This is a genomic window from Aliiroseovarius sp. PrR006 (assembly GCF_010500215.1).
GTDB lineage: Bacteria > Pseudomonadota > Alphaproteobacteria > Rhodobacterales > Rhodobacteraceae > Aliiroseovarius.
Genome location: NZ_JAAGOY010000007.1, coordinates 716,352 through 738,463, shown reverse-complemented (window position 1 = coordinate 738,463; position 22,112 = coordinate 716,352). Strand labels below are relative to the sequence as shown.

The window sequence follows — 22,112 nt, the reverse complement described above, 5'->3', positions numbered from 1 at the left end:
TCGCGGTGATACGATTCTTTCATGCCCAGCACCGGGGCGGAACGGTGTGTAATGTTAGGAGGACAATGTCCTGTCTTTGCAAACAGAGGCTGCATCAGGCGCAGCCGCAGGGGATCCCGAAATGACGGCTAACCCCGGAAAAACCGCCAGCGAGCAGATGCTGGCCCTTGTCCTGAAGTCCCTTGAAGATGACAAAGCCGAAGACGTTGTGGTGATCAGCCTCAACGGCAAGTCGCAGATGGCCGATAATATGGTCGTGTGCTCTGGCCGTTCGACACGTCAGGTGGGTGCCATTTCTGAAAAGCTGGCAGATAAGCTGAAGCAGGAAATGGGCGTCTTCTCGAAGATCGAAGGTAAGGGTCAGGGCGACTGGGTTCTGATCGACGGGGGCGACGTGATCGTCCACGTGTTCCGCCCGGAAGTGCGCGAGTTCTATCAACTCGAAAAGATGTGGATGGAACCCGGCGCAGCAGACGCCACGACCTGATCAAGGGGGCGATAGGATGCGCGTGCATGTCTGCGCGGTCGGACGGCTGCGCAAATCGCCCGAGCTTGAGTTGATCGACGATTATACCACCCGGTTCGACCGGACTGGGCGGGCGCTGGGCCTCGGACCTCTTTCAATCCATGAAGTCGAAGACAAGAAGGGCGGCGGCATGTCTGCCGAAGCCCCCTTGTTGGAACGTGCCATTCCGAAGGGCGCGCTGATCTGCACGATGGATGAGCGCGGCAAGGTGATGTCCTCGCCCGATTTCGCCAACCTTCTTGGCCGTTGGCGGGATGAAGGACGCGGCGACGTTGCCTTTGTCATCGGTGGGGCGGACGGTATTGACCCGTCCCTACGTGCCAAGGCGGATGCCAGCCTGTCCTTCGGCAAAATGGTCTGGCCCCATATGCTGGTCCGCGTCATGCTGTCCGAACAGCTCTATCGCGCGACGAGCATATTGGCGGGCAGCCCGTATCACAGAGTGTAGGTGGTTCACCTTCCGGTGAACCCGCACCCGCGCCCTTGAACCTTCTGGTCCCGCCCCGCACCTTCTCTGGAAAGAAGGACCGATCACATGCCCCGATTGCCTGAAATATCCGACAGTGATTTCGACACTCAGACCCGCGCGGCTTTCGACCGAATGGCCGCCTATGGCGCGTTCGAGAACTGGTCGCGCGTGGCCGCCCATCACCCGCCAGTGCTGGATCAGGTAGGGGCGATGCTGACCGCTCTGCGCGATGGCACGACCCTGCCCACGCGTCTGTCGGAACTGGCGATGGTCACCGTGTCGAAAATCAATGTCTGCGATTACTGCACCGCGAACCACGGCCCCAAATTGCAGGTCACGGGCCTGAGTGCCGAGGGGGTCGAGCGGCTGCCCGACGCCGAAAACCACCCCGAGCTGACCGAGCTTGAGCGCCTTGTAGTGCACTATGCCGAGGCCGTCACAACCCGCCATGGAAAAATGCGGGATGGTGAGGTTGACGCCCTCCGCGCCCATCTATCCGATGCCCAAATCGTCGAGCTGACATGGCGTATTGCCCTGACTGGCGCGTTCAACCGGTTCAACGATGCGCTGCAAGTCGCGCCCGAGTAGCGCGGGCGGCGCCTCAACCGTTGCACACGCCCCCCTGACCCCATAGATAGAAGGCGAGCAGACAGAGGACCCCGCTATGACCACCCCAAAACCCGTTGTTTTGTGCATTCTGGATGGATGGGGCCTGCGCGAGGAGACCGCCCATAACGCGCCTGCCTTGGCGAAGACGCCGAACTTTGATCGGCTGATGGCGACCTGTCCGAACAATACCCTGATCACCCATGGCCCCGATGTTGGTCTGCCCACGGGCCAGATGGGCAATTCCGAGGTCGGCCACACCAATATCGGTGCGGGTCGGGTGGTGGCGATGGATCTGGGGCAGATTGATCTGGCGATCGAAGATGGTAGCTTCTTCCAGAACGCCGCCCTTCAGGAGTTTGCCGCGAAAGTCAAAACCGCAGGCGGCACCGCTCATATCGCGGGCCTTGTCAGCCCCGGCGGCGTGCACAGCCATCAGGATCATATGGTTGCAGCTGCAAAGGCACTGACCGAGGCGGGTCTGACGGTCGCCATCCACGCCATCACTGACGGACGCGACGTGGCCCCGCAATCTGCCCGCGAACAGCTGGCTGCATTTCAGGCGGACCTGCCCGAAGGTGCCCGCATCGTGACCCTATCGGGCCGTTACTTTGCGATGGATCGTGACAACCGGTGGGAGCGTGTCTCGCTGGCTTACGAAGCGATTACGCACGGCACTGGAAACATCTTCAGCTCGGTCGATGCGGCGATTGCATCTGCGTATAACAACGAAACCACGGACGAGTTCATCCGCCCGGTGATCATCGACGAACATGCAGGCCTGCAAGATGGCGATGGTCTGTTCTTCATCAACTTCCGCGCTGACCGCGCCCGTGAAATCCTGCGTGCCATTGGCGAGCCGGGCTTTGAGGAATTCGCTGTCGGCACCCGCCCGACCCTGTCCGCGCTTCTGGGTATGGTCGAGTATTCGGATGCCCATAACGGCTATATGACCACCTGCTTCCCCAAGCGCGACATCGTGAATACGCTGGCCGAATGGGTCGCCAAGCATGGCAAGACTCAGTTCCACACCGCCGAGACCGAGAAATATCCGCACGTCACCTTCTTCCTGAACGGCGGCAAGGAAGACCCGGTCGAAGGCGAGACCCGCTATATGGCCGCCAGCCCCAAAGTCGCGACCTATGACCTGCAGCCCGAGATGTCGGCCCCCGACGTGACCGAACATTTCGTGCAGGCGATCCATGACCGCTTTGACCTGATCGTCACCAACTTCGCCAACCCCGACATGGTCGGCCATACCGGAGACCTCGACGCGGCGATTGCAGCCTGTGAAGCCGTGGATGACGGCTTGGGGCAGGTGGTTGCTGCGCTGGAAGAGGTCGGCGGCGCGATGATCGTCACCGCGGACCACGGCAATTGCGAAACCATGTGGGACGATGCGACGAACGGACCGCACACCGCGCACACGACGAACCTTGTGCCTGTGGTTCTGATGGGCGGGCCCGAGGGGATCTCGCTGGCGCATGGGCGTTTGGCAGATCTTGCCCCCACGGTGCTTCAGCTGATGGGGCTTGAGAAACCGGCCGAGATGACCGGCGAAAGCCTGATCCGTTCGTGAGCCTGCGCCGCGCCCTCCTGCCCCTTCTGGCGGGCCTTGCCTTGGCGATCGCTGCCGGGCCGCTGGCGGCGCAATCCGACCCGACGCTGACCGCCCGCGCGGCGATGGTTCAGCTTGAGGTCGCAACTCAAGCCCTGCAAGACGCCGAGAAATCCGGCGACCGCATCGCGGCCCTGACCCAGACCGTGCAAGCGTATGAGGAAGGCCTGTCTGCCCTGCGCGACGGGCTGCGTCGGATCAACTTGCGCGAAGCGGCCTTGCAAGCGGCATTCGACGCGGAACGTGACCGTCTGGGCCAGCTTCTGGGCGTGTTGCAAGCCATTGGCAAAGCACCCGAGCCTGCGCTGTTGGTCCACCCCTCTGGCCCCTTGGGCACAGCACGGTCCGGCATGATCCTGTCCGAGGTAACGCCCGCCCTGCAAGCGCAGGCCGAAGACCTGCGCGCCCGACTTGAAGAGCAACGCACCCTGCGTGCGCTTCAGGAAAATGCTGTGGAAACCCTGCAAACGGGCCTGACCGGTGTGCAGGAAGCCCGCTTTGAGCTAAGCCTTGCGCTTGCCCGCCGGACAGAACTGCCCCGCCGCTTTGTTGCGGACGAGGCGCGGATGAAAACCCTGCTGGAAAGCGCTGACACGCTGGCCAGCTTTGCGCAAGGCTTGATGTCTGACCCGAAAGCTACTGCCAGTGCTACTGCTCTTCCGGATTTCGCATCCGTGCGTGGACGACTTGCGATGCCGGTTCTGGGCCGCGTGCTGCGTGGTTATGGTGAACGCGACGCCGCAGGCATTCAGCGCCCCGGCCTGATTGTCGCCACCCGCCCGCTGTCCATCGTCACAACCCCGTGGCCCGCCACGATCCGCTATCTGGGACCACTACTGGATTATGGAAACGTCGCCATTCTGGAACCGGGTGACGGCTATCTGCTGGTGCTGGCCGGGCTTGGGCAGCTGTACGGAGATGTGGGCGAAGTGTTGGCCCAAGGTGCGCCTGTCGGGCTGATGGGTGGGGCGGATCCGGCAGTCAGCTCTAACGACGATCAAGCGTTTTTGATCGCGGCAGAGGAAGGAACTGGCGCAGAACGCTCGGAAACGCTTTATATAGAGCTAAGATATGACGGAAAGCCCGTGGATCCTACGAACTGGTTCGCGGCAGGCAAGGATTGATGGAATGAAGAAATTCGTAATGGCCGCGCTGGGCGGAACCTTGGCAGGCGCCATTCTGACCACACAGGTTGCCGGCCCCTTGATCGCGCAGGACGCCAGTGAAAACGCAACCGTGTACGAGCAGCTTGACCTGTTTGGCGACATTTTCGAACGAATCCGTGCGCAGTATGTCGAAGAGGTTGAACCCGGCGATTTGATCGAGGCCGCGATTGACGGCATGCTGTCTTCGCTTGATCCGCACTCTAGCTATCTGTCGCCCAAAGATGCCGCCGATATGCGCGTGCAGACCCGTGGCTCGTTTGGCGGTCTGGGCATCGAAGTGACGCAGGAAGAGGGCTTCGTTCGCGTCGTCTCGCCAATGGATGGCACCCCTGCCGATGATGCGGGCATGGAGACCGGCGACTATATCACCCATGTGGATGGCGAAAGCCTGCTGGGTCTGACGCTGGACGAGGCGGTGAACAAGCTGCGCGGCCCGGTTGGCTCGGAAATCATCATCACCGTGGTGCGCGAAGGTGTGGACGAGCCGTTCGACGTCTCGATCATCCGCGACACGATCAAGCTGACCGCTGCCACTGCCCGCACCGTGGGCAACACGGTTGTGCTGCGCGTCACCACCTTCAACGACCAGACCTATCCCAACATGGCAGACGGTCTGGCCCGCGAGGTCGAAGCGCTGGGTGGATTTGAGAACGTCGAAGGCGTCGTGCTTGATCTGCGCAACAACCCCGGCGGTCTGCTGACCCAAGCCATCGCCGTGTCGGATGCGTTCCTGAACAGCGGCGAAATCGTGTCGACCCGCGGTCGCAACCCGGAAGAAAGCGAGCGTGTGAACGCGCAGGCTGGTGATCTGGCCGAAGGCAAGCCGATCGTGGTGCTGATCAATGGCGGCTCGGCCTCGGCGTCCGAGATTGTGGCCGGTGCCCTGCAGGACCACCGCCGCGCCATCGTCGTGGGCACGAAGAGCTTCGGAAAAGGCTCGGTCCAGACGGTGATGCCGGTGGCGTCCGAAGGCGCAATGCGCCTGACCACCGCGCGTTACTACACACCCTCGGGCCGCTCGATCCAAGCGCTGGGCGTGTCGCCCGACATCGTGGTGGAACAGCCACCGCGTCAGCCCGAAAGCGAAGAGAACGAGGAAGGCAACAGCCGCACCCGCAGCGAAGCCGATCTGCGCGGCAGCCTGAACAATGACAGCCTGTCCGATGACGAACGCCGTCAGATCGAGGAAGAGCGCGAAGCCGCCGAAGAGGCCGCCAGGCTGCGCGACGAGGACTTCCAACTGTCCTACGCGGTCGATTTGATCAAGGGCCTGTCGGCGATCAAGGGAACCGAGTAATCCCAGTTGCATGACCATCAAGGGCCGCCCTCTCGGGTGGCCCTTTTCCTTTTCTACGCCGCCCGTTAGGGTCGCGAAAAAAGACGAGGCCCCGATGACCCCCGAAGAGATCTTAAAACTTCCCTATCGCCCCTGCGTGGGCATCATGATCCTGAACGCCGACGGCAAGGCGTTTGTCGGCCAACGTCTGGACGCGCCGAAGTTGGGTACACAAACTGCGTGGCAGATGCCTCAGGGTGGGGTGGATGACGGAGAAGACCCCCGCGAAGCCGCCCTGCGCGAGCTGTGGGAAGAAACCGGCATCACCGCGGATCTTGTGACGATCGAGGCCGAGCTGGAGGACTGGCTGCCCTACGACCTGCCCCACGACATCGTGCCGAAGATCTGGAAGGGGCGCTATCGCGGCCAGAAACAGCGCTGGTTCCTGTTGCGCTTCCACGGCGACGACGCGCAGGTGAACATCGAAACCGACCATCCCGAATTCAGCCGTTGGCAATGGATGGCCACAAACGAGGTCGTCGATAATATCGTGCCCTTCAAACGTGAAATCTATGCCAAGGTGATGGAAGGATTTCAGGAGTATCTGTGATGCGTGCTTTGGCGTTGGCGATTTTTATGGTGGTGCCCTCTGCGGCCTCGGCCTTGTCGTGCATGCCGTATAACGCCATCGCTGCGTACAACGACGCTGCCAAGTCCGAGGATAGCTATGTGGTCGCCCACGGCACGTTGCGCTTCGATGAAAGCAAGCTGCCCAAGGTGGATTGGGACCATCAGGAAGACGTGCAGCCCGACAACTTCCTGACCGGGCGCATCGACGGCCAAGCCCTGACCCGCGCGGGCTTTACCGCGCAATTTGTGCGCGACATCGACATCAATGTGCAATGCGCCGGGCCGTGGTGCTCGGGGCTGAGCAATGGGGCGGACTATCTGGTCTATCTGAAGAAAATGGGCGACGGCTATCTGCTAGAGGCCAACCCATGCGGCGGCTTCGCCTTCCAAGACCCTGACAAAGAGACCCTTTCCAAAGTCACCGCTTGCATTCAAGGCAAGCGCTGCGACCCGGAATTGCCTTTCCGCTGACCATAACGGGCAGGGCGCGCTTTCACCCTTCGCAAACGCGCGAAACACTCTATAAGGGCGGCAAATCCATGCTGCCCGGAGGCCCCCATGTCCTTTGATCGTTCCATCAAGATCGCGCCGTCGATCCTTTCTGCTGATTTCGCCAACTTTGGCCAGGAAATCCAAGCCATCGAAGCGCAGGGCGCGGATTGGGTGCATGTGGATGTGATGGACGGCCATTTCGTGCCGAACCTGACCTTCGGCCCGCCCGCCGTCAAAGCCTTCCGTCCGCATGTGAAAACCTTCATGGACGTGCACCTGATGATCGCCCCGGTCGATCCCTACATTCAGGCCTATGCCGACGCGGGCGCCGACATGATCGTCGCCCATTACGAGGCCGGCCCCCACCCGCACCGCACTCTGCAAGCCATCAAAGCCACCGGCGCCAAGGCGGGCATCAGCCTGAACCCCGGCACGCCTGCATCCGTGATCGAACACCTGCTGCCGCTTTGCGACATGGTGCTGGTGATGAGCGTAAACCCCGGGTTCGGTGGTCAGAAATTCATCCCCTCCTCGGTCGAGAAAGTGCGCCAAGTGCGCGAGATGATCGGCGATCGCGACATCCACATCCAAGTGGACGGCGGCGTTGACCCCACCACCATCGGCCCGCTGGTCGAAGCCGGCGCGGATTGCTTCGTCGCAGGCTCGGCCGTGTTCAAAGGTGGTTCGGTCGACACGCCCGAGGTCTATGGCGACAACATCCGCGCCCTGCGCGCCGCCGCGGCAGCCGTGCAAGGCTGACCTCTTTTTCTTGTCGAAAATATCCCCGCCGGAGGCTTAAAATCTCCCGGCGGGATGCGTTCTCTTTTTGCTAGAACAACACATGCGAATGTGACAATCTATTTGGAACTGATTTCCGGAGGATCCCATGTTTCGCATCACCACCGCCATCCTGATCTGTCTCGCTCTGCCCGCGCTGGCGGACGAAGACATTGCCGACCAGTACCCGGACTCGGTCCTGTACGAAAAGCCGGTCGAGGTGATCCCGGATGTCTGGTCTGCGATCGGTGCGACAGCCCCTCCCACCTATGAGAACGCGGGCCATAACAACAACCTCAGCTTCATCGTGACGGGCGATGGGGTGATCGTGGTGAACGCGGGTGCAAATTACAAATTGGCCGAAGCGCTCCACGCCGAAATCAAGACCATCACCGACCAACCCGTGAAGCTTGTGATCAATGAAAACGGTCAGGGCCACGCGATGCTGGGCAACAATTACTGGATCAATCAAGGTGTCGAGGTGCTCGCCCATGTGGACGCCGCCCACGAGTTTGAAGAATACGCAGGGCAGCTGTTCGAAGGCATGAAGCGCTATGCACAGGAAAACTGGGAAGGCACCGAGCCGATGGGCCCGACCCGCACGTTTGAGGAAAAAGAGGTCATCACGATGGGTGATAAAACCATCGAGGTCCTCTATTCCGGCCCCGCCCACAGCCCCGGCGACATTCAGGTCTGGTTGCCCGAAGACAGCCTGATGATCGCGGGTGACATGGCCTTCCACAACCGTATCCCGCCGATTTTCGAAGACACCTGCACCAGCTGCTGGATCGAAACATGGGAAACCGTCTTTGCACCCATCGGCGCGGCCTATGTGATCCCCGGCCACGGTTATCCGACCAACATGGCGCAAGTGGAAGAGCACACGATCGGCTATCTGAAACATCTGCGCGGTGAGGTTGGCAAGCTTCTGGAAGGCGGCGGTACGCTGGACGAAGCCTATTACGTCGACCAGTCCCCCTTCGCGCACCACGACACGTTTGAAGAACTGGCCACCAAGAATGCGGGTCAAGTCTATGCCGAGATGGAATTCGAATAGGCGCGGCTGGACAGGGGCTCTGCCCCTCGCGCTGCGCGCTCACCCCGGGATATTTCTGACAAGAAAAAGCGTAGGGGTCAGGCAGAGGGGGCGAGTCCGTTCAGCAAGGCGAGTGTTGCGAACCCATCCGGGATCAAACCTATGTCATTCTGATAGGCCCGTAGGGCCGTGCGCGTGTTGGGGCCGGTGAACCCGTCTGCCCCTTGCGTGTCATACCCGGCAGCCGTCAGGCGCATTTGAAGCTGGGCCATCTGACCGCGGGTCAGGGGCGTCAGGCCCTCGGGGCAAGGGGTGATCTTGGCGCGCGAGCCGGCCAGCCGATCCGACAGATACCCAACCGCGATGCCGTAAGCCTCGGCCCGGTTATAGGTTAGAATGACGTGGAAGTTGTGGTTGACCAAAAACGCCGGACCTGTCGCGCCCGAGGGGCACAGCACCGAGGCATCGCCATAATCCGGTAGCGCCGTTCCCTCTATCGTGCACACGCCCATGCCGTTCCAATCGGCCGTGGGGAGGCGGTGTTCGGGACCTGCTTGGGTGAAATCAAATCCGTCAGTCAGCTGCACCTCGATCCCCCAAGGCTGGCTTTCATGCCAGTCGTGCTGGGCCAGATAGTTCGCGATCGAGGCCAACCCGTCGGTCGGATCGTTCGACCATATATCTCGCCGTCCGTCCTGGTCGTGATCCACAGCGAAATTCAGGAAGCTCGAGGGCATGAACTGCCCATGTCCCATCGCCCCCGCCCAGGATCCGAGCATCGCATCGGCATCCACGTGCCCCCCATCGATGATCGACAAGGCAGTGGTCAATTCGGCTTCAAAGAAACTGGCGCGGTGGCCGTTATGGGCCAGATTGCCAAGTGCGGTCAGAACGGAATGCGCGCCCCGAACCCGGCCATAGTCAGTCTCGACCCCCCAAATCGCCAGAATGACCTGAGGGTCCACGCGGTATGCCTCGGCGATGTCGTTCAGGATTTGTCGCTGGTTGCGAAACGTGGCGCGGCCTTTGCTGACTCGCTCAAGGGTGACGGCGCGGTCGAGGTATTGCGAAATGTTCAGGGCGAACTCGGATTGATTGGATTGCTGCGCGTGAATGCTGGGATCCAGCACCAGAAAGGGCATTGCATGCTTAAGTGTCTCATCCGAGATCCCAACCTGCGTTGCCTTTTCAATGTAGCTATCGCGCCACTGATCAAAGCTCTTCTCTGCGTCCCCAAATGTATCCGTCACAATCGACCTCGCCATCCCATCCGACATTAATGCCGGGATCGTTTCACCTTTCGATTGAGTTTGGCCTTTTTCCGCGCATTGTTCACGGGTTTTCGCCGGCCAGATTTCCCCCCCTTGCGCACCGATGTGCGGGGCAGCTTGCGGCCTTCGACTTCAAGCAGCTCCAACGCCAGCCCGCCGGTGGTGGGAATGGCTTCGGTCAGGCGCACGACAACGCGCTGGCCCAGCCCAAGTGTAAGCTTCGACCGTTCACCCGTCAGGGTCTGATCATCGGCATTGAAGTTGAAGTACTCATTGCCCAACGTGCTGAGCGGCACCAGCCCGTCCGCCCCGCTGTCGTCCAGCTTTACGAACATACCAAAGCGGGCAATGCCGGAAATCCGACCGGTGAATTCTCCGCCGACGCGCTCGGACAGATAGGCCGCCAGATAGCGGTCAGTGGTATCGCGCTCGGCCAACATCGACCGGCGCTCGGTTTCCGAGATGTGCTTTGCGGTTCCTTCCAGATTATCCACGTCCTGCGGCGACAGCCCGTCATCTCCCCAGCCATGCCCAGACACCAGCGCGCGGTGCACGATCAGGTCGGAATAGCGCCGGATGGGCGAGGTGAAGTGGGCGTAGGACCGAAGCGACAGCCCGAAATGCCCGAAGTTCTCTGGAAAGTAATAGGCCTGCGTCATCGACCGCAGGGTCGAGATGTTGATCAGCTCGTCAAACTCGCTGCCTTCGGCCTGTGCCAGTAGGTTGTTCAGATGGCGGGTTTGCAGAACCTGCCCCTTGGCCAGCGTGAAGCCCGATGCCTGTGCGACTTCGCGCAGGGCTTCCAGCTTTTCGGGGCTGGGTTCTTCGTGCACACGGAACAGAAGCGGGCGCTTCAGGCGCATCAGCTCTTCCGCGGCCGCGACATTGGCCAGGATCATGAACTCTTCGATCAGTTTGTGCGCGTCGAACCGGTCGGCGAAGTCGATCGAGGCGACTTTGCCGTCCTCGCCCAGTACGATCTTGCGTTCGGGCAGGTCCAGGTCCAGTGGTTGTCGGGCCGCGCGGCCCAGTTTGGCGGACCGATAGGCGGCATAGAGCGGCGCGATGACGTCCTCCATCAGCGGCGCGCATTTTTCGTTCGGCTGACCGTCTTGCGCGGCCTGCACCTCGGCATAATTCAGCGAGGCATGGGACTGCATCAGCCCGCGAATGAAGCTGTGGCTTTTTTTGTTGCCCTGCGCGTCCAAGACCATGCGCACGGCCAGACAGGCGCGCGGGACGCCTTCATGCAGGCTGCACAGATCGCCCGACAGACGGTCGGGCAGCATCGGCACCACGCGGTCGGGGAAATAGCTGGAGTTGCCGCGCTTGCGCGCCTCGTTGTCCAGCGCAGATCCGGGCGTGACGTAATGCGCCACATCGGCAATCGCGACCCAGACCACATGTCCGCCGGGATTTCCGGGCGTGTCATCGGCATGGGCGTAAACCGCGTCATCGTGGTCGCGCGCGTCTGCCGGGTCGATGGTGATCAGCGGCAAGTGCCGCAGGTCTTCGCGGTTCTTCAGGCCCGCGGGTTTCTGGGCATCTGCTTCCTCGATCACGCGATCTGGGAAAGCGTCGGGGATGCCGTGTTGGTGGATCGCGATCAAGCTGACTGCTTTGGGGGCGGTGGGGTCGCCCAGACGGGCCACGACGCGTGCGCGGGGCAGGCCCATGCGGGCCTTGGGCCCCGAGCGCTGTGCTTCGACCAGTTCGCCATCCTTGGCGCCGTCTTCCGCGCCGGGCTCGACCATCCATTCCTTGTCCGCACCCTTATCAATTGGCACGATCCGCCCGCCTTCCGAGCCTTTGCGGAAGATCCCGAGAATGCGTTGGGGGTTGGTGCCGATGCGCCGGATCAGGCGACCTTCATAGGCGTGAGATTCGTCCTTCACCTCGGTCAGGCGGGCCAGAATGCGCTCGCCCTCTGCCAGCGCGGGGTCGCCATCTTTTGCCACCAGAAGCACGCGCGGGGCCGCGCCTTCGCCGGTCCATTCGGTGGGATATGCAAACATATCGCCATCCGCGTCCGGGCCTTTGACGCTCAGAACAGAGACCGGAGGCAGCTTGTCTGCGTCGCGATAGGTCTTTTTGCGCTTTTGCAGATGACCCTCGGCTTCCAGTTCTTTCAGGATGCGTTTCAGGTCGATCCGGGCGGCGCCGCGAATCCCGAAGGCCCGCGCGATGTCGCGTTTTGCGGTTTGGGTCGGGTTCTCCGAAATCCAGTCCAGAATGGCCTTCTTTGTGGGCAGTTTGCTCATGCGAAATAATCCTGGATGATGCGGCTGTAGATGGATTTAAGCTGCGGGATCAGGGCAACTTCGACCCGTTCATCCACCGCATGCATGGTTTTGCCGACAAGACCAAATTCGACCACCGGGCAGTGATATTGCACGAAGCGCGCGTCCGAGGTGCCGCCGGATGTGGACGCTTCGGGCACCAGCCCCGTTTCCGCCTGCACGGCGTTCGAGATCAGTTCGGACAACTCACCCGGAGGCGTCACGAAGCTTTCGCCTGAGACGGTCACGACCATCTCGATATCCACGCCGGTGTCGTTGCCGACGCGCTCGGCTTCCGCCTGTAACCACTTGGTCAGGCTGTCCGAGCTATGGGCGTCGTTGAAGCGGATGTTCACGGTCGCGCGGCTTTCGGCGGGGATCACGTTGGTCGCCGGGTTGCCGGTATCGATGGTGGTGACAGCCAGTGTTGAGGCATCAAAATGGTCGGTGCCTGTGTCCAGCTCATGCGCGGCCAGATCGGCCATCAGGCGGGCCAGCGCAGGCACCGGGTTCAGCGCGCGATGCGGATAGGCCGCGTGGCCCTGTACGCCGCGGGCGGTGAAGTACGCGGTCATGGACCCACGCCGCCCAATCTTCATCATCTCGCCCATTTCATTGGGGCAGGTGGGTTCGCCGACAACGCAGTCGGTCATCTTTTCGCCCTGTGTCTCCATCCAATCCAGAATGGCGACGGTGCCGTCAGTGGCCGGGCCTTCCTCATCACCCGTGATGGTGATCACCAATGACGCATCCTCGGGCGCGTGGCGGGTGAAATCCACGGCGGCGGCCACCCACGCAGCCACGCCTGATTTCATGTCGGTCGCACCCCGACCATACAGGTATCCGTCACGGATTTCCGCGCCGAAGGGGTCGACGCTCCATGCGCCTACATCGCCCACGGGGACCACGTCCGTATGCCCATTGAAGCCCAACGTGCGGGCGTTCTTGGACCCCCAGCGGGCAAACAGGTTCGATACCTCGCCACGATCCACGCGGGTGCAGGTGAAGCCCGCCCCGGTCAGGATGCCCTCAAGCAGCGTCAAAGCTCCGCCTTCGTCCGGCGTGACCGACGCGCAGCGTACGAGTCGTTGGGTCAGATCCACAGGATCAAGCGGGGCAGGTTGGGTCGTCGTCATCAAATTCTCCATTCCCCCCACCCTTAACAGGTGCCGCGACCGGTGGAAACGTCCCTTGCCCGCGAAACCCTGCCCGTGAGGGACCAATGCGCCCTGTCGCGCTGGACCCTGCGCCACGTGGCCGCTAACCTGCCTGCATATTGCAATCCCTGATTGGAGCGCCCGATGCGTAAACTCTTGTTCCTTCTATGCCTTTTGCCCCTATCTGCCTGTGTTGATATGGATTTGACCCTGAAGATTGACGGCGACAATGCAACCGTCTCGTCCACGGTGACGATGGGACCTGAGGGGTCTCAGATGATGGCATCCAGCGGCGAAGATATGTGCGAGGACGGTGTCGCGACGACGCTGGACAACGGCGACTATCAGTGCACGACCGAGATGTCCGGCACGATTGACGAAATGATCGCCGAGCTGGAGGCCTCTGACGAAGGCATGGACCCGGATCAAACCGCCCAGATCGAGAAGCTGGAGGACGGCAATCTGCGTATCACCTTCGACCTGGCCGAGATGAAGGCCAGCGTGGGCGAAGGTGGCATGGATCCCGGCATGTTGGCGATGATGCAGCAAATGCTGGTGGGGCGTAACTTGACCTTCACGATCGAAGGTCAGATCGTCGAAACGACCGGCACGCTGTCGGATAGTGGCGACAAGGCGACGCTGGTCATCCCCTTGGACAAGTTCGCGATGCAGGATCGGTCAATCCCGGACAGTTTTGTTACGATCGTGACGCCCTGACGTCTTATCCGATCAGAGCCTCAATAACGCCCGGCAAATCGTCGGGCGTTTGTACATGGGCATCTGCGTCTGACAGATCGTCCGGCCCGCCATAGCCCCAGCCCACCGCGATGAACGCCATGTTGTTGGCGCGGGCTGCTTTTAGGTCATAGTGCCGATCCCCGATCATCACGCAGCGCGCAGGGTCGTCCCCGGTGATCGTCAGCGCGTGGGCCAACAGCTCGGCCTTGTCATTGCGGGTGCCGTCCAGTTCGGGTCCGAACTCGTGCGCCATGTGCTGGGCCAGCCCAAAATGCGCGGTGATCTTGCGGGCATAGGTGTGGGGTTTCGCGGTCGCGATGCTCATCTGATGCCGCGTGGCCAGATCGTCCAGCACGCGTAGAATGCCGTCATAAACGGTGCAATCATACATGCCGCCGCCGTGATTATAGTACTTGCGATACGCGTCGAGCGCGGCGTCTGGATCCGGGGCGCCGAGCTTTTCGAAGCTCCACAAAAGCGCGGGGCCGATCACCCATTCCAGATCATCTGCACTGGGGGCAGGCAGGCCAAGATCATGCAGTGCCTTGATCACGCTGCCGGTGATGCCCGGTTTGGGATCCGTCAGCGTGCCATCCAGATCCCAAAAGATCATTGAAGGGGCCGTTTTTCGTCGTCAAAGAATGGGGTCATCTGGGCGACGATCACGCTGTTTTCAGCCAGCGCGCGACCCATCAGCTTGCGTTCTTCGGCAGGGATGTCGTGGCCCTCGGCCAGACGGTCATCCAGCGATCCGTATCCGCTGACATCCAGCGGGGCCAAATCGGCCTGTTTCAGAATGGCAACGGTCTCGCGCACGGCTTCGGCTTCGTCTACGCCAGAGGCGTAACACACCAACGCGGCACCCGTGGCGCCATCGGGCAGCCCGTCATCGTCTTTGCGTCCCACCTCAACCAGCAGTGTATACACTTTGTGAGGCTTCTTGGTCTTGGTTGTTTTGGTCATGAAAAATGCGTGGCAGATCGCCCCGAAAAGCGCAAGGGACAAACGCTAGCAGTTGGCACACCCGGCGCGCCGGGGTATGTGGAAAGAGTAGTTTTGGGGAAAAGCGCGATGATTGCACAAAGGCTCCGCCACTTGGCCGCTGTGTGTCTGGCAACGATTTGTATGACTACCGAGTCATATGCTCAGGCATCTGATCTTGAATTTGTAACGGTCGAGCGACCACCATTCGCGATGTCGGGCGAGGACGCCCCATCAGGTTTTGCCATCGATCTGATGACCGAGATTGCCACCGAGATGGGGCAAACCGTCAGTTTCGAGGTCGTCGACAGCTTCCCCGCGATGTTGCAGATGGTCGAAACCGCGCAGGTCGACGGGGCGATCGCCAATATCTCGATCACGCGCGACCGGGAAAGCCGCATGGATTTCTCGCAGCCGATCTATCACGGCGGATTGCGGATCATGGTGCCGCGTGACCAAGAGGGGGTCAGCATCTGGTCCACCCTGATCAGTCTTGATCTGGCGCTTGCCATTCTGGCGGCCTTCGCGCTGCTTTTGGGTGGTGGCATGCTGATGTGGTTCTTTGAACGCGACAAGCAACCCTACTTCGAAGGGGATGCCAAACAGGCGATGTTCCCGGCGTTCTGGTGGGCGCTGAATCTGGTGGTGAACGGCGGCTTTGAAGAGCGTATGCCGCGGTCAGTCTTCGGGCGGTTGTTCGGCACGTTCCTTGTGATTTCAAGCCTGTTTGTCGTGTCGGTCTTTGTCGCCCATATCACTGCGTCCATCACGGTCAGCGCGATTTCGGGCTCGATCCATTCGGTGACTGATCTGGATGGCAAACGCGTGGGGACGACCGAGGAGTCGACCGCGTCGATCTTCTTGGAAGATCGCGGCATGGTCTATTCGGGCTATGACTCGCTGGACGCTCTGCTGGGCGATTTCGAGCAAGGCGAACTGGACGCCGTCATCTTCGACGGCCCCATTCTGGCCCATTACGCCCAGAACGATGGCGCCCGTTATGGCGAGGTGCTGGACAGCGTGTTCCGCCCGGAAAGCTATGGCATCGCGCTTCCCACAGGCACACCTTTGCGCGAAGACATCAATGTCGCGCTACTGCGCCTGATCGAAACCGGCGTCTATTCTGACCTGTCGGTGAAATGGTTCGGCGGCCCGCGATAACCATCGCATGACCGCCGAATAAAGCTGTCCGGCCCAGCAAGGTGTGGGCCGGATAATGTGTCAGATCAGTCGCGCAGCAGGTCGTTGATCGAGGTTTTCGAGCGGGTCTTGGCGTCCACGCGCTTTACGATCACGGCGCAATACAGGTTGATGCCGTTCTTCGAGGGCATCGAGCCAGCAACCACAACCGAACCGGAAGGCACTTCGCCATACATCACTTCGCCGGTCTCGCGGTCGACAATCTTGGTCGACTGGCCGATGAACACGCCCATGCCCAGAACCGAGCCTTCGCGCACGATACAGCCTTCAACGACTTCCGAACGGGCGCCGATAAAGCAGTTGTCTTCGATGATGGTCGGGCCGGCCTGCATGGGCTCCAGCACGCCACCGATGCCAACGCCACCCGACAGGTGTACGTTCTTACCGATCTGGGCACACGAACCAACGGTGGCCCAAGTGTCAACCATGGTGCCTTCGTCAACATAGGCGCCAAGGTTTACAAAGCTCGGCATCAGAACCGCGCCGGGGGCGATGAAGGCCGACTTGCGGACGATACAGTTGGGCACGGCACGGAAGCCGGCCTCGGTCCACTCAGCGTCGCCCCAGCCTTTGAACTTGCTGTCGACCTTGTCCCACCAGTGACCACCCTGCGGGCCGCCATCTTGCTGTTCCATGTCCTTCAGGCGGAAGCCCAGCAGTACGGCTTTCTTGGCCCACTGGTTCACATGCCAGTCGCCGCTTTCCTGCTTCTCGGCTACGCGCAGCTTGCCGCTGTCCAGAGCGTTCAGCGTGGCTTCGATGGCTTCACGGGTTTCACCGCCGGTGGATGGGGTGATGGTATCGCGCGCCTCCCAGGCGGCTTCGATGGCGGCTTCCAATTGGGCGTTCGACATGTCGGTATCTCCGTAGGCGCGTCAATGTTTCACAAGGCCTATAAGGCCCACGACCCTTTTTCGCAACGATGATTGGGCCGGGTGCGCCCATCTGCGGCGACAAGCGTCACCCAAGCGACGTTTTCATCGCGCGAAGGTGACCATCAGGCTCTGGTCCTCTCGCGGTAAAGCCGTTACGCCTTGGGGTAGAGACGCAAACTGTGACAGGACCAGTGCCATGAAAGACGACCGCAACCATCCGCTTCGTGACAGTCATCAGGACCGCGAAACCGCGCATCAGACGCCCGATACAGCACAGACCCGCGCGCCAGCCTATAAGCTGGCCTATGACGATCAAGATTTCATGTGCCGGGACGAACTGCGCCCGGTGCGCCTTCAGCTGGAACTTCTGAAGCCGGAGCTGATGATGCAGGAATATGGCGTGGAAAGCACCGTGGTCCTGTTCGGCGGCGCGCGTATCCCCGAACCGTCGAAAAAGGACGGCGCCCGCACCCAGACATTGGCCGACCTGTCCAAGTTCTATGACGAAGCGCGCGAGTTTGCGCGTCTGCTGACCCTGCGCTCGAAGGTGAATGGCCATCGCGAGAACGTCGTCGTCACCGGCGGCGGCCCCGGCGTGATGGAGGCTGGCAACCGTGGTGCAGAAGACGCGGGCGGTGTGTCCATCGGTTTGAACATTGTGCTGCCGCACGAACAGGCACCCAACGAATACGTCACGCCGGATCTGTGCTTCAACTTCCACTATTTCGCCATCCGCAAGATGCATTTCCTGATGCGCGCAGAGGCGATCGCAATCTTCCCCGGCGGCTTCGGCACGCTGGACGAGCTGTTCGAGAGCCTGACCCTGATCCAGACCGGCCGCATGAAGAAGGTCCCGATCCTATTGTTCGGACGCGAGTTCTGGACCAAGATCGTGAATTGGGAGGCCCTGTCCGACGCCGGCACCATCAGCGCCGAGGATCTGGACCTGTTCAAATTCGTCGAAACCGCACAGGAAGCGGTGGACGCGATCGACAACTGGCCAAGCCGCGAGGCGCGGGACGAACTTCCGGGACGGTGAGGGCACAGCACGAGGTGATACATGACATTCGATAGCTGGACTCTCTATATCGGAACGGTGTTGGCATTGATGATCACTCCGGGTCCAAGTCAGCTATTGATGATGTCAAACAGCGGAGCGCATGGCTTTCGGCGCGCTTTGTCCACCGCGTCCGGCGACCTGTTTGCAAATGTACTGCATATGCTGGCCGCCGGTCTGGGATTGGCGGTTCTGATCGCTGCGTCTGCCACCGCGCTGGCCGTCATCAAATGGGTGGGCGTTGCCTATCTTTTGTGGCTTGGTGTGCGAATGTTCCTGCGCGCAAAGACGGACGGGATCGGAGCGCCCAGCGCGCGCGCTTCTGTGTCGCTTTATGCGCTGTGGATGCAGGGATTCCTAACATCGGCCGCCAATCCCAAGGCCGTTATGTTCTTTGCGGCGCTGTTTCCGCAGTTCATCTCGGCAGACAGCGCTTTCTGGCCGCAATTCCTGATCCTGTCGGCGACCTATATCATCATGGATGGGATGTTTCTGTCCGTCTACGGGCTGGGTGCAAGCTGGATCGCCTCCCGCTTTAAGGGGTCTGCAAAGCTGTGGGTCGACCGCGTTGGCGGCGGCTTCATGGTTCTGGCCGCCATTCTTCTGGGCTTTAAATCCGTTGTGCAGCAATAGGCCAAGTCACGCGTGATTGCCCTTGTCCTGCGAGAACAATCTTGCCCAGATAGTGGTCAGCCGCCGATCAGCTCTTTATCGTTCTTGATGTGCCGTTCGATCATGCGCTTGATCTTTGTGTTGGACGGAACCAAGGCGGCCGGGCCTTGTGTGGCGATCCGTTCCAGAACCGCGGGGAAGAGGGTTTCGATCTCGTCGAGCGCTTCGGGCGACAATGATTTCAACGCTTCTGGCCCGGTGAACAGGCTTTCGGCCGGTGCGCCGTTTGCCAGAAGAATCTCATGGTCATCGAGAAGGATGTGGAAGTATTCCAGCGCTCTCGGCTGATCTTCGACCTCGATGCCCGTGCATCCGACAAGTTTGATGGCGGGGATCAACACCTCTTTCGTGCCAAACATACGCTCGGCAATCTTCGAGCGGATCAGGATCCTGTGCTGTCGGCTGACCAGCAGGTCGCATTCGGGCAGGTGGTTGCCCAAGGCACCAGCGCGTATACGCACGGGGCGCAGTTTCGGGGCGTGCAGCATCTCGAACATCGAGACTTCGCGGCGTCCGATCCAGCGTATCGTGCAACTGTCGCCATCGGCGGTCAGTACCTTGTTCCCTTCGGACAGCGTCTCGATCCGCTGTGGGCCGGTGGGGGTGGCGATCCGTGTCCCCTTGGCGAAGCAGACAATGGCCGAGACGTCCGCTTCGAAATGGTTCGACATCGCCGTGCGAATATCGGTGACGTTCTGGCCAACGGTAAAGGTGGTAGTGCCGTCCGTTGAGTACAGAAAACCAGAGGTGCCTTGGCCCTGATAAAGATAGCCACCATCCCCAATATCATTGCCATCCCCGGATATGGCTGCATCCCATTCGTCATTCGAAATGGTTCCGTCGTTATTCAAATCCTCGACGACGATGACCACTTCGGTTGTGTTGACGGAATCCACGATCCAATCGCCTTGCGATTTGGAAATGGATGCAACAGTCCCCGGAGGAAACGTAAGCGTTAATGACGCCATGGTTCAGTTCCCCACGCCCTCCCTTTAAGGTTGAGCCAATCTCGCCCCAGTAGCTTAGAAGGCAACTTTATTTAGCCAATCTGTTCTGGTTGTGTCAAATTCCCTTAAAAATCATCCAATATTGCCGGGTATCTCTTGAAAGGCGAGCGCTCTCAGCTGGGATTCATGGGGTGCAGTCGTTCAAATAACGAGAGCCCCAAACGAACAAAGCGCAGGTCAATCCTGCGCGTTGCCACGTGTTCATGAGGCAAATTTGTCCGGGGCGACGGGAATGCGGGTGGTGTCAGTTTGTGTGTTCGCGTTTCTTAGGCGCAGGCGCACCCGATACTTGGGGCTGTTAAATATCCAAGTCACAGCAAGTCAGCTGCTGAGTGTGTAAGAATTCTGCAAACAGCCTTGAGGGGGGTTACCCCCTTAGCCCGGCCTCGGCCTCGATCTGCTTGCGCGATTTGCGTGCGCGTTCGGTGGCCGATTTCAGCTGACCGCAGGCGGCCATGATGTCTTCGCCGCGCGTCTTGCGGATCGGGCTGGCGTACCCGGCCTGATAGATGATGTTCGCGAAGGCGCGGATGCGGTTGTTGGACGAGCGCTTATAGGGCGCACCGGGCCATTCGTTGAATGGGATCAGGTTGATCTTGGCCGGGATGGTGTGGCGCTTGATGTGCTCGATCAGACGATGCGCGTCTTCGTCCGAGTCATTCACGCCGTTCAGCATCACGTATTCAAACGTGATCCGTTCGCTGTTCGAGGCTTTGGGGTAGGCCGACAGCGCGCCCAGAAGCTCTTCGATGTTCCAGCGCTTGTTGATCGGGACCAGCACGTCGCGGGTTTCGTCCGTGGTGGCGTGGAAGCTGATGGCCAGAAGGCAGCCGATTTCCTGCGCCGTGCGGGCGATTTCAGGGACAACGCCGGAAGTCGACAGGGTGATCCGGCGACGTGACAGCTGGATGCCTTCCGGGTCCATCGCGATCTTCATCGCGTCACGTACGTTGTCGAAGTTATACAGCGGTTCGCCCATGCCCATCAGGACGATGTTGGACAGCAGGCGCGTTTCGTCTTTCGGCTCGCCCGGAACGGGCCATTCGTCCAGATCGTCGCGGGCCATCATCACCTGCCCTACGATCTCGGCCGCTGTCAGATTGCGCACCAGTTTCTGCGTGCCCGTGTGGCAGAAGGAACAGGTCAGCGTGCAGCCAACTTGGCTGGAAATGCACAGTGTGCCACGACCTTCTTCAGGGATATACACGACCTCGACCTCGTGACCGCCGGCGATGCGGCAGAGGTATTTACGGGTGCCGTCCTCGGACACCTGACGGGTCACAACCTCGGGGATTTCGATCACGAAATGCTCGGCCAGTTGGGCACGGTAGGCCTTGGCAAGGTTGGTCATGTCAGCGAAGTCGCGTTTGCCCCACTGATAGATCCACTGCCAGATCTGGCCCGTACGCATTTTGGCCTGTTTTTCCGGCGTGCCCATCTCGATCAGCGCATCGCGCATTTGGTCGCGCGTCAGCCCGACAAGATTGCGCTTGTCGCTGGGCGTGTCCTTACGAGGGATGGTCATTACATCCTGAGTGATCGGGGCCTTGGGGTCCATGTCGCGTTCCTTACCGTGCAGGGCGGCAGTCTATAGGGCAACATATATAGCTTGTCACGCGAAGGTTTTCACCCCCGCGTGGCAGATCACCCAAATTGGATCAGCTTTAGTTGGCGCAGCGCTTTCCGGCTTCATCCACGGCGGCGGTGAAGCCCAGCAGGCTGAACGTGTCCTGCGTTTTGGTGCCGCGTGCGGATTCTGCTGACAGAACGGCCTTCGCGCCACCCTTCATCGACTTGACGATCTTGGCATCATCGGCGGGGCTGGCTGCCCACGCCCATTCGCCGTCGGTGAACAGCTGATAGCTGTTGCTTCCGATGGTCATAGCCACGGTCGAGCCGGGCGCGAAAGGATAGCCGCCGGTGAACGAGACTTCGCCCTTCACGTTGCTGCCGGGGCGATAGCTAACGAACAGCAGGATGTCGCTGCGTTTCACCGCCACGGCGCGGCCGTTCTTGGTGTTTACGGTTTCCTTCGGGCTGGAGACGCTCCAGCACTCGGCCGGGTTATTCTCTACGAAAACGCTCCAATCGGTGTTTGCCGACACCCGGTTCGTGCTTTCTTGTGCCATGACACCTGTCGCTGCCATCGACAGGCCAAAGGCGCCAATCGCACCCAAGATCAAACGGTTCATGTCTAATACAGCCTCCGCTGCCTCTGCCTCGGACCGTTGCGCTGGCCCGGCCATCTTAAGTGGCTCTTGACCAAACTGCTCAGGTCG

Annotated in this window: 23 protein-coding genes; 14 read left to right on the top strand and 9 right to left on the bottom strand. The window is 60.6% G+C overall.

Annotated elements, in window-relative coordinates:
* The first annotated feature begins 70 nt into the window (after positions 1 to 70).
* From rsfS to G0Q00_RS12055, 10 genes are all read left to right on the top strand, one after another.
* Positions 71 to 487, top strand: coding sequence for a ribosome silencing factor (gene rsfS / locus G0Q00_RS12100; protein ID WP_370458578.1), 417 nt, complete (start codon positions 71 to 73; stop codon positions 485 to 487).
* A gap of 16 nt (positions 488 to 503) precedes the next feature.
* Complete coding sequence (rlmH, locus tag G0Q00_RS12095) at positions 504 to 974, top strand: 23S rRNA (pseudouridine(1915)-N(3))-methyltransferase RlmH (protein WP_163039647.1); 471 nt, start codon at positions 504 to 506, stop codon at positions 972 to 974.
* Positions 975 to 1,061: 87 nt separating this feature from the next.
* Complete coding sequence (locus tag G0Q00_RS12090) at positions 1,062 to 1,583, top strand: carboxymuconolactone decarboxylase family protein (RefSeq protein WP_163039645.1); 522 nt, start codon at positions 1,062 to 1,064, stop codon at positions 1,581 to 1,583.
* 76 nt (positions 1,584 to 1,659) lie between these two features.
* A complete protein-coding gene (gpmI, locus tag G0Q00_RS12085) occupies positions 1,660 to 3,180 on the top strand; it encodes a 2,3-bisphosphoglycerate-independent phosphoglycerate mutase (protein WP_163039643.1) in 1,521 nt (506 codons plus the stop codon).
* Positions 3,177 to 4,343 (top strand): murein hydrolase activator EnvC, encoded by a 1,167-nt coding sequence (locus G0Q00_RS12080; protein WP_370458568.1) that lies wholly within the window; start codon positions 3,177 to 3,179, stop codon positions 4,341 to 4,343. Before gpmI ends, G0Q00_RS12080 begins: the two co-directional genes overlap by 4 nt.
* 4 nt (positions 4,344 to 4,347) lie before the next feature.
* Positions 4,348 to 5,682: a S41 family peptidase gene (locus tag G0Q00_RS12075; protein WP_163039641.1), complete on the top strand. Its 1,335-nt coding sequence runs from the start codon at positions 4,348 to 4,350 to the stop codon at positions 5,680 to 5,682.
* 94 nt (positions 5,683 to 5,776) lie between these two features.
* Positions 5,777 to 6,271: an RNA pyrophosphohydrolase gene (locus tag G0Q00_RS12070; protein ID WP_163039639.1), complete on the top strand. Its 495-nt coding sequence runs from the start codon at positions 5,777 to 5,779 to the stop codon at positions 6,269 to 6,271.
* Positions 6,271 to 6,762, top strand: coding sequence for a hypothetical protein (locus G0Q00_RS12065; protein WP_163039637.1), 492 nt, complete (start codon positions 6,271 to 6,273; stop codon positions 6,760 to 6,762). Before G0Q00_RS12070 ends, G0Q00_RS12065 begins: the two co-directional genes overlap by 1 nt.
* A gap of 87 nt (positions 6,763 to 6,849) precedes the next feature.
* On the top strand, positions 6,850 to 7,542 hold the full coding sequence (gene rpe / locus G0Q00_RS12060; protein WP_163039636.1) for a ribulose-phosphate 3-epimerase: 693 nt from the start codon (positions 6,850 to 6,852) through the stop codon (positions 7,540 to 7,542).
* A 127-nt stretch (positions 7,543 to 7,669) separates the two neighbouring features.
* Entirely contained in the window at positions 7,670 to 8,617 is a 948-nt protein-coding gene (locus G0Q00_RS12055; protein WP_163039634.1) for an MBL fold metallo-hydrolase, read from the top strand.
* Positions 8,618 to 8,694: 77 nt separating this feature from the next.
* On the opposite strand, the gene G0Q00_RS12050 is transcribed toward G0Q00_RS12055, so the two are convergent.
* The 3 genes from G0Q00_RS12050 to dapE are packed head-to-tail and all read right to left on the bottom strand — an operon-like array spanning position 8,695 to position 13,282.
* Positions 8,695 to 9,861 carry a lytic murein transglycosylase gene (locus G0Q00_RS12050; RefSeq protein WP_163039632.1) on the bottom strand — a complete coding sequence of 389 codons (1,167 nt, stop codon included), beginning with the start codon at positions 9,859 to 9,861 and terminating at the stop codon, positions 8,695 to 8,697.
* 11 nt (positions 9,862 to 9,872) lie between these two features.
* The gene (rnr, locus tag G0Q00_RS12045; protein ID WP_163039630.1) at positions 9,873 to 12,128 is read right to left on the bottom strand and encodes a ribonuclease R; all 2,256 of its coding nucleotides are present in this window, start codon (positions 12,126 to 12,128) and stop codon (positions 9,873 to 9,875) included.
* A complete protein-coding gene (gene dapE / locus G0Q00_RS12040) occupies positions 12,125 to 13,282 on the bottom strand; it encodes a succinyl-diaminopimelate desuccinylase (RefSeq protein WP_163039629.1) in 1,158 nt (385 codons plus the stop codon). The genes rnr and dapE overlap by 4 nt, the downstream gene beginning before the upstream one ends.
* A 165-nt stretch (positions 13,283 to 13,447) precedes the next feature.
* On the opposite strand from dapE, the gene G0Q00_RS12035 reads away from it, so the two are divergent.
* A complete protein-coding gene (locus G0Q00_RS12035; protein WP_163039627.1) occupies positions 13,448 to 14,020 on the top strand; it encodes a hypothetical protein in 573 nt (190 codons plus the stop codon).
* Between the two features lie 4 nt (positions 14,021 to 14,024).
* Here G0Q00_RS12035 and G0Q00_RS12030 read toward each other — a convergent pair whose 3' ends face one another.
* Positions 14,025 to 14,654 (bottom strand): HAD hydrolase-like protein, encoded by a 630-nt coding sequence (locus G0Q00_RS12030; protein WP_163039625.1) that lies wholly within the window; start codon positions 14,652 to 14,654, stop codon positions 14,025 to 14,027.
* Positions 14,651 to 15,004 (bottom strand): hypothetical protein, encoded by a 354-nt coding sequence (locus tag G0Q00_RS12025; protein WP_108858316.1) that lies wholly within the window; start codon positions 15,002 to 15,004, stop codon positions 14,651 to 14,653. Before G0Q00_RS12025 ends, G0Q00_RS12030 begins: the two co-directional genes overlap by 4 nt.
* A 162-nt stretch (positions 15,005 to 15,166) precedes the next feature.
* Between G0Q00_RS12025 and G0Q00_RS12020 the strand changes: the two genes are divergently transcribed.
* Complete coding sequence (locus tag G0Q00_RS12020; protein ID WP_239058428.1) at positions 15,167 to 16,183, top strand: transporter substrate-binding domain-containing protein; 1,017 nt, start codon at positions 15,167 to 15,169, stop codon at positions 16,181 to 16,183.
* Between the two features lie 65 nt (positions 16,184 to 16,248).
* Here G0Q00_RS12020 and dapD read toward each other — a convergent pair whose 3' ends face one another.
* The gene (gene dapD, locus G0Q00_RS12015; RefSeq protein WP_163039621.1) at positions 16,249 to 17,076 is read right to left on the bottom strand and encodes a 2,3,4,5-tetrahydropyridine-2,6-dicarboxylate N-succinyltransferase; all 828 of its coding nucleotides are present in this window, start codon (positions 17,074 to 17,076) and stop codon (positions 16,249 to 16,251) included.
* Positions 17,077 to 17,293: 217 nt separating this feature from the next.
* Here dapD and G0Q00_RS12010 point away from each other — a divergent pair, with 217 nt between their 5' ends.
* Positions 17,294 to 18,136, top strand: a complete 843-nt coding sequence (locus tag G0Q00_RS12010; protein ID WP_163039619.1) for a TIGR00730 family Rossman fold protein — start codon at positions 17,294 to 17,296, stop codon at positions 18,134 to 18,136.
* A gap of 21 nt (positions 18,137 to 18,157) precedes the next feature.
* The gene (locus G0Q00_RS12005) at positions 18,158 to 18,787 is read left to right on the top strand and encodes a LysE family translocator (protein WP_163039617.1); all 630 of its coding nucleotides are present in this window, start codon (positions 18,158 to 18,160) and stop codon (positions 18,785 to 18,787) included.
* Positions 18,788 to 18,843: 56 nt separating this feature from the next.
* Here the strand turns inward: G0Q00_RS12005 and G0Q00_RS12000 are convergent, their stop codons facing one another.
* The 3 genes from G0Q00_RS12000 to G0Q00_RS11990 all read right to left on the bottom strand — a co-directional run bounded on the left by G0Q00_RS12000 (position 18,844) and on the right by G0Q00_RS11990 (position 22,025).
* On the bottom strand, positions 18,844 to 19,722 hold the full coding sequence (locus tag G0Q00_RS12000) for a Hint domain-containing protein (protein ID WP_370458567.1): 879 nt from the start codon (positions 19,720 to 19,722) through the stop codon (positions 18,844 to 18,846).
* A gap of 478 nt (positions 19,723 to 20,200) precedes the next feature.
* Positions 20,201 to 21,391: a 23S rRNA (adenine(2503)-C(2))-methyltransferase RlmN gene (gene rlmN, locus G0Q00_RS11995; RefSeq protein WP_163039615.1), complete on the bottom strand. Its 1,191-nt coding sequence runs from the start codon at positions 21,389 to 21,391 to the stop codon at positions 20,201 to 20,203.
* A gap of 106 nt (positions 21,392 to 21,497) precedes the next feature.
* Positions 21,498 to 22,025 carry an invasion associated locus B family protein gene (locus G0Q00_RS11990; protein WP_163039613.1) on the bottom strand — a complete coding sequence of 176 codons (528 nt, stop codon included), beginning with the start codon at positions 22,023 to 22,025 and terminating at the stop codon, positions 21,498 to 21,500.
* Between the last annotated feature and the right edge of the window lie 87 nt (positions 22,026 to 22,112).

What these genes read in the sequence shown, in the direction of transcription:
- rlmH (WP_163039647.1), top strand. Translation starts at nt 504, where the DNA reads ATGCGCGTGCATGTCTGCGCGGTCGGACGGCTGCGCAAATCGCCCGAG.
- G0Q00_RS12090 (WP_163039645.1), top strand. Translation starts at nt 1,062, where the DNA reads ATGCCCCGATTGCCTGAAATATCCGACAGTGATTTCGACACTCAGACC.
- gpmI (WP_163039643.1), top strand. Translation starts at nt 1,660, where the DNA reads ATGACCACCCCAAAACCCGTTGTTTTGTGCATTCTGGATGGATGGGGC.
- G0Q00_RS12075 (WP_163039641.1), top strand. Translation starts at nt 4,348, where the DNA reads ATGAAGAAATTCGTAATGGCCGCGCTGGGCGGAACCTTGGCAGGCGCC.
- G0Q00_RS12070 (WP_163039639.1), top strand. Translation starts at nt 5,777, where the DNA reads ATGACCCCCGAAGAGATCTTAAAACTTCCCTATCGCCCCTGCGTGGGC.
- G0Q00_RS12065 (WP_163039637.1), top strand. Translation starts at nt 6,271, where the DNA reads ATGCGTGCTTTGGCGTTGGCGATTTTTATGGTGGTGCCCTCTGCGGCC.
- rpe (WP_163039636.1), top strand. Translation starts at nt 6,850, where the DNA reads ATGTCCTTTGATCGTTCCATCAAGATCGCGCCGTCGATCCTTTCTGCT.
- G0Q00_RS12055 (WP_163039634.1), top strand. Translation starts at nt 7,670, where the DNA reads ATGTTTCGCATCACCACCGCCATCCTGATCTGTCTCGCTCTGCCCGCG.
- G0Q00_RS12050 (WP_163039632.1), bottom strand. Translation starts at nt 9,861, where the DNA reads ATGGCGAGGTCGATTGTGACGGATACATTTGGGGACGCAGAGAAGAGC.
- rnr (WP_163039630.1), bottom strand. Translation starts at nt 12,128, where the DNA reads ATGAGCAAACTGCCCACAAAGAAGGCCATTCTGGACTGGATTTCGGAG.
- dapE (WP_163039629.1), bottom strand. Translation starts at nt 13,282, where the DNA reads ATGACGACGACCCAACCTGCCCCGCTTGATCCTGTGGATCTGACCCAA.
- G0Q00_RS12035 (WP_163039627.1), top strand. Translation starts at nt 13,448, where the DNA reads ATGCGTAAACTCTTGTTCCTTCTATGCCTTTTGCCCCTATCTGCCTGT.
- G0Q00_RS12030 (WP_163039625.1), bottom strand. Translation starts at nt 14,654, where the DNA reads ATGATCTTTTGGGATCTGGATGGCACGCTGACGGATCCCAAACCGGGC.
- G0Q00_RS12025 (WP_108858316.1), bottom strand. Translation starts at nt 15,004, where the DNA reads ATGACCAAAACAACCAAGACCAAGAAGCCTCACAAAGTGTATACACTG.
- G0Q00_RS12020 (WP_239058428.1), top strand. Translation starts at nt 15,167, where the DNA reads ATGACTACCGAGTCATATGCTCAGGCATCTGATCTTGAATTTGTAACG.
- dapD (WP_163039621.1), bottom strand. Translation starts at nt 17,076, where the DNA reads ATGTCGAACGCCCAATTGGAAGCCGCCATCGAAGCCGCCTGGGAGGCG.
- G0Q00_RS12010 (WP_163039619.1), top strand. Translation starts at nt 17,294, where the DNA reads ATGAAAGACGACCGCAACCATCCGCTTCGTGACAGTCATCAGGACCGC.
- G0Q00_RS12005 (WP_163039617.1), top strand. Translation starts at nt 18,158, where the DNA reads ATGACATTCGATAGCTGGACTCTCTATATCGGAACGGTGTTGGCATTG.
- rlmN (WP_163039615.1), bottom strand. Translation starts at nt 21,391, where the DNA reads ATGGACCCCAAGGCCCCGATCACTCAGGATGTAATGACCATCCCTCGT.
- G0Q00_RS11990 (WP_163039613.1), bottom strand. Translation starts at nt 22,025, where the DNA reads ATGAACCGTTTGATCTTGGGTGCGATTGGCGCCTTTGGCCTGTCGATG.